This window comes from Microcoleus sp. PH2017_34_RAT_O_A, from assembly GCF_020737885.1.
Classification (GTDB): Bacteria; Cyanobacteriota; Cyanobacteriia; order Cyanobacteriales; family Microcoleaceae; genus Microcoleus.
Genome location: NZ_JAEQDD010000178.1, coordinates 1 through 5,202 on the forward strand (window position 1 = coordinate 1; position 5,202 = coordinate 5,202).

7 protein-coding genes are annotated in these 5,202 nt (G+C 46.0%); 6 read left to right on the forward strand and 1 reads right to left on the reverse strand.

Annotation, left to right across the window (positions count from 1 at the left end):
• Window positions 1-95 precede the first annotated feature (95 nt).
• The 5 genes from JGK11_RS32285 to JGK11_RS32305 all read left to right on the forward strand — a co-directional run bounded on the left by JGK11_RS32285 (window position 96) and on the right by JGK11_RS32305 (window position 3,110).
• A complete protein-coding gene (locus JGK11_RS32285) occupies window positions 96-320 on the forward strand; it encodes a tetratricopeptide repeat protein (protein ID WP_293186232.1) in 225 nt (74 codons plus the stop codon).
• Window positions 321-533: 213 nt separating this feature from the next.
• Window positions 534-1,013, forward strand: coding sequence for a hypothetical protein (locus JGK11_RS32290; RefSeq protein WP_293214442.1), 480 nt, complete (start codon window positions 534-536; stop codon window positions 1,011-1,013).
• 17 nt (window positions 1,014-1,030) lie between these two features.
• On the forward strand, window positions 1,031-1,513 hold the full coding sequence (locus JGK11_RS32295) for a hypothetical protein (protein ID WP_293186228.1): 483 nt from the start codon (window positions 1,031-1,033) through the stop codon (window positions 1,511-1,513).
• A gap of 291 nt (window positions 1,514-1,804) precedes the next feature.
• Window positions 1,805-2,221 (forward strand): aspartyl protease family protein, encoded by a 417-nt coding sequence (locus JGK11_RS32300; protein ID WP_293192696.1) that lies wholly within the window; start codon window positions 1,805-1,807, stop codon window positions 2,219-2,221.
• A 379-nt stretch (window positions 2,222-2,600) separates the two neighbouring features.
• Window positions 2,601-3,110 (forward strand): N-acetyltransferase, encoded by a 510-nt coding sequence (locus JGK11_RS32305; RefSeq protein WP_293214444.1) that lies wholly within the window; start codon window positions 2,601-2,603, stop codon window positions 3,108-3,110.
• A 35-nt stretch (window positions 3,111-3,145) separates the two neighbouring features.
• On the opposite strand, the gene JGK11_RS32310 is transcribed toward JGK11_RS32305, so the two are convergent.
• Window positions 3,146-4,723 (reverse strand): adenylate/guanylate cyclase domain-containing protein, encoded by a 1,578-nt coding sequence (locus tag JGK11_RS32310; RefSeq protein WP_293186222.1) that lies wholly within the window; start codon window positions 4,721-4,723, stop codon window positions 3,146-3,148.
• A gap of 87 nt (window positions 4,724-4,810) precedes the next feature.
• Here JGK11_RS32310 and JGK11_RS32315 point away from each other — a divergent pair, with 87 nt between their 5' ends.
• Window positions 4,811-5,071 (forward strand): hypothetical protein, encoded by a 261-nt coding sequence (locus JGK11_RS32315; RefSeq protein ID WP_293186221.1) that lies wholly within the window; start codon window positions 4,811-4,813, stop codon window positions 5,069-5,071.
• Window positions 5,072-5,202: the final 131 nt, after the last annotated feature.

Genomic DNA, 5,202 nt, shown 5'->3' on the forward strand with positions numbered 1-5,202 from the left:
ATTCTAATAATAATTTTTTGTACGGCACTATACTTGATTTACTTTTTTATACATCATACTTAGTGTACCACTTGTTCGACCTTAAGTAAACCGTATTGCTTTATAAATCCCAAGGAAGGTACTCGGAAGCGGAATCGCTGTATTTTGATGCAGCGGAAATTATTCGCACCAAATTGCCAGAAAATCATCCTAAAGTTCTCATGTGTTGGAAAAATTATGTTGGATTGTGTCGGGAAGGCATCAGCAAAGGAGATTTGACATATGAGAAATTGCAAGAACATCCTTTCGGGGAACAGTTATTAGCAGAACTTCAGGAATAACAGAAAATTGTATCACTTCCGGTAGTATCGGAATGATATCATAGCGATTGCGATTGCTTCGCTAAGAGCTCGCAATGACATACTTATGTATTTTCCCACTCATCTACTTACGGACTGTAACGAAGTATTCTGATGAAAATCTGCTTTCTGGACTCTTGCGTAAGTGCAGGTTAAGATGGTGGAGATATCAGTAGGAATTAATGCCAAATTGCTATGTTAGTCAAGTCGCTGTCAATTAAACCCCTCTCCAGATTATTAATGGTTTGTGTTTTTGCGATCGCCCTTCTCCTCCTGGGCCCCCATCCAGCCAAAGCCGAATCGCGAGAACAAGCCGTCGATCGATTGACAGACTTCCTATTCTACAGGGTAAATCCTCAACTAAACAATCGCAAACTCCAAACGGACGATCGCGAATATAGCAATCAATGGCGGAGATTGCGCGAGGCGATCGATCCGCGAGTCAAATCCGTCCAAGAAGTCTGCTTTAGGCCCGCCCCAGAAGAGACAGGATGGGAATTCACCACAATTAACGGCGAAACTTACGAGCAGACATACGATCGCCTCGCAGATACAATTTTTTACAGCCGCCATCCTCAACGGACTGGACAGCCAATTCCTACAAACGATAAAATTGGCATCAGCGAATGGTCAGCAATTCGACGCGAGATGTTTCTTTCTAATTGTGGACTATAAGACTGGAGCGCATCACTATGCTAATTAAATCGCGATCGATCGAGTCAATCTCGAAGTTTTCCGCAGTGTGTATGTTAACTTTTGCCATGTTTCTCGGCCCAAATCTAGACTGTGCTACAGCGCGGGATTTAGAATCACGAACTCAAGCCGTGGATAATCTTACGGATTGGTTTTTCTACAAGGTTAATCCTCAATTAGGCGATCGCAAATTGCGATCGGACGATTCTCCTGTCTACATCCGCGAATGGAATGCGATTCGCCGTACAGTCGATCGCGAAATGATTGCTACACCAGGAGATTGCGCCGGTGATGCTTTCTGGGACTTCGACTATCGTTCTCACGGGCGATCGCTTGTTAGCGGAGCCCTCGAAGAGGATCGCATTGCAGATACAATTTGGACTATCCGCGATCCATCGGGTGACAAAACTCGCGCAGATGTTTCTAAACAACAATGGAAGAAGCTGAGACAATCAATATTTAGAGAGCATTTTTGCTATTAATGTGCAACATTTGTCAGCAGAAATTCAGCAAAAAATAAAAATATAGCTCTCAGTTACAAATATTGTTAAAATATAGAATATGCACCCTAGGTTGTATATTTTTCTATCAAAAGTCAACGAAAACAGGGGTGCATCTGGTTTTGGAAGAGGGCGAAGCATGACCGCCTATAAGTTATTAGTTATAATCCCATATTGATTGCGGTCATGTTTCGCCCCTACGGATATATTCGCCTTGCGCCAGATGCACCCGAAAACAGAAAACATTCTATAGAAAAATAAAAAAATAAAAAAATGGGCAGAGTTACCGCAACAATAACCGTGACCAATCACATTGATGAAATCCTGGGAGAAAGAGGGTTCATCCCCCCAGAGCAAATACGCTCTATCACCATCGATAACGTCTTAGTCGATACAGGAGCAACTCGACTCTGTTTGCCAGCAGATATTATCAGTCAGTTAGGTTTAACCCTAGTTGGTGAAATCCAAGGAAATACAGCAATAGGAGCCAGACAATTTCGTCTGTTCAAAGATGTCAGTATTGCCGTGGCTGGCCGGGAAGGCAGATATGATTGTGTAGAAATTCCCGCAGGAGAAGAACCTTTACTAGGCTTAATTCCCCTCGAAGATTTGGGTTTAGAACCGGACTTGAGAAATCAGCGGTTGATTGTTTTGCCGGCAGAGGGAATGCAAAGCTATATTCGAGTGTAGCTTTCACAGGAATTATACCAATTTAAAACATCCTTGCTACAATAATTGATGTTGAGTTTGTTTTATAAAATATTGTCTATGGTGCGTCGCTCGATAGATTTTTTGCCTCTTTTTGGATACTATCGAGGACGACACACCCTACCAATATCGTTGGTGCGTCGCTCGATAGATTGTTCGCCGGTTTTTGGATACTATCGAGGAATCCACACCCTACCAATATCGTTGCATTGGGAGCATCTCATTTTTATAAAAAGCATTTTTTTCTTATAGTGCGAGCGTCCCCACTCGCGTATCGTATAATACGTGAGCGGGGACAGCACTATTAAATGCAAAACTGAGATGCACCCGTTGCATTGATTTCTCATTCTTGGTATTAGCTATGGATATCCGTACTGAAAAGCCAGAAGATTTAGCAACTGTTCGCAATGTCAATATTGTGGCATTCGGGCGAGAAAATGAGGCAAACTTAGTCGATCGCCTGCGGGGAATTGCATCTACATTTTCCTTGGTTGCGGTACAATCGGATCGAGTAGTCGGACACATTTTCTTCAGTCCGGTTGTCATCGCCGGAAAATGTTCTAGCACTTTGTCAATTCTGGGTTTGGCGCCAGTCGCAGTTTTACCAAACTATCAGCGGCAAGGTATCGGATCGCTGCTGATCCGCGAGGGTTTAAATCAGTGCGCCCGATCGCACTTTCAGGCAGTGGTTGTGCTGGGATCTCCTGATTTCTATTCGCGTTTCGGGTTCGTTCCTGCTAGTAGCAAGATGTTGCGATGCGAATATGATGTACCTGATGAAGCTTTTATGGTGTTGGAGTTAGAAAGAGGTGCTTTGCAGGATTGCAGCGGAACGGTGAAATATCGATCGGAGTTTAGTCTGTGCGAGTAGCCAATAATACCACTTGCCTAGGTCTTAAAATTTATTTAAACGCTGCCTTTTCCCCTCTCCACCTTTGAACCGTGCAGCACAAAAGCCGGAGTCAGAGCAGATTTGCCCTTCAAAGAAACAGCTCCCAAAGCCTCGCAATCGAAGTTTAGCCCGATCGACTCAAACACCCTTTCGCCAATCAAAATTTCATTTTCCCCCGCCTTGCTCATCAGCCTAGCAGCCGTATTCACCGTATCGCCGAGGATATTAAACTCCCTGCGCCCTCGCGGTTCCCCAACCTCAGCAGCAAACACAGGGCCCCGAGACAGCCCAATTTGACAGCTTACTTTCACATTTTCACCGCCGATAACGATCGGAGGTAAACTGGCAATTAGATCCCGAATTGCGATCGCCGCACTCGCCGCGCGACGTGGATCGTCGGTATGAACGTCCGGTACACCAAAATAAATCAATATATCCGAACCGTCTAAATGCGCCGTTACTTTTTGCAAGACGCCCCCTTTCGCGGACACCACAGCATCAATTAGCGCAAACACGCGAGAACAGCCCAATACCAGATTAGCTTCCTCCGCTGGCGTTGCTTTGTCCACCAACTCCGGTAAACCGATCAAGTTGACAAACATCACCGTCGGTTCGGGAAAATCCGGCGGGATTTTCCGCCTGTCGGCATTTTCAACCAGCAGTCTCAAGATGGTTTTGGGAATATAACTAGCAAGGGGTTCAACCCGCTTCACAGCTTCCTCAATTTCGCTCACCAAACCCGATACCGTGCGATCGAGCAATATCGAACTTGGCATCCGCCGCCCAGTCAAAGTAATATCGTACTCTCCGAGTAGATCGTCCGTGAAATCATCTGCCACCAACAAATAACCGGGCTTCCACGATTCAAAACGAAATTGCTCCCCCAAAGACGAACTAGCAGTTTCAGTCAAACACACCCGCCCCACAGTCCCAGAACCCTCAGCCTGCTTGGCTTGCTGGACTGAATGCCCCAGCAGTACGTGAGCCATCCGCAGCGGTGTACCGATATCAGCACTAATATAGCGACCGCAATGGATACCCACCCGCATCCTCAAAGACAAAACACCCCGTGCCGTTTCGATATTGGCAAATTTAGCCATCGCCCGCTGCATCCGCAAACCCGCCCGCACCGCCCTAGCTGTATCCTCCTCTTGGTCAATCCCTCCCAGAAACTGCACCAGCAGCGCATCTCCTGTAAACTCCAGCAAATCCCCCCCCGACTTGCTGACGATTTCAATCATTGAGGCAAAATAGTCGTTAATCACCCCCAACAGCGTTTCAGCGCCCTTGCGCCCCTGGGCTGTGTTTGCTTCCAACAGCGACGTAAACCCAGCTAAATCTGTGAATAGCAAAGTGCCTGTTTGCCATTGGTAGCGAACCTCCCCAGGGTTGGCCGGAGATTCGGACACGGGCCTGGGCACGTAGTCGTGGAGGATGTAGCGGAGACTCCGCAGGTGCTCGAAAACCCCCATTAACGTCGCCGGCGATGGATCTACCCACGCACCAGCGTAGAGTTCAGACGAAAGGAGAGCTCGCAGTCGCAGTTCGATCGCAGCCAAGGGAGGATTGTAAGTTAATGTATTAATTTCCACCTAGTCTATTCTTAAAAAATAAGGTAAGTTCGATCGATCTCAAGCCAAAACCAATAGCTAGACCTATACCATTATCATAAGTTTCCCGTGACCCGATACCAGCCCAACTCAGAACACCGGATAGAAATTTCCCAAAGTCACAGCTTGATCGCTCCCGATTTGATCCGAGTTGCTCGATCGGCCTATGGTATGTATTTGAAAGTGCATTCCGAGCAGATGCAGCGTCCTGCCGGTGTAGTTGTCAGTCAAGGAAGCGATCGAGGTCAGCTAATTTTTGCTTCGCATCCCGTTTTGTTGCCCGGTGAACGTTTTGTTACTTTTGACGAAATTGAATCTCAAATGTATTAGGCAGTTGATAGTTGATAGTTGACAGTTGACAGTTGGTAATTGGTAATTGGTAATTGGTAATTGGTAATTGGTAATTGGTAATTGGTAATTGGTAATTGGTAATTGGTAATTGGTAATTGGTAATTGGTAAT

Coding starts and splice junctions, on each gene's coding strand:
- JGK11_RS32290 (WP_293214442.1), top strand. CDS start 534: ATGTTAGTCAAGTCGCTGTCAATTAAACCCCTCTCCAGATTATTAATG.
- JGK11_RS32295 (WP_293186228.1), top strand. CDS start 1,031: ATGCTAATTAAATCGCGATCGATCGAGTCAATCTCGAAGTTTTCCGCA.
- JGK11_RS32300 (WP_293192696.1), top strand. CDS start 1,805: ATGGGCAGAGTTACCGCAACAATAACCGTGACCAATCACATTGATGAA.
- JGK11_RS32305 (WP_293214444.1), top strand. CDS start 2,601: ATGGATATCCGTACTGAAAAGCCAGAAGATTTAGCAACTGTTCGCAAT.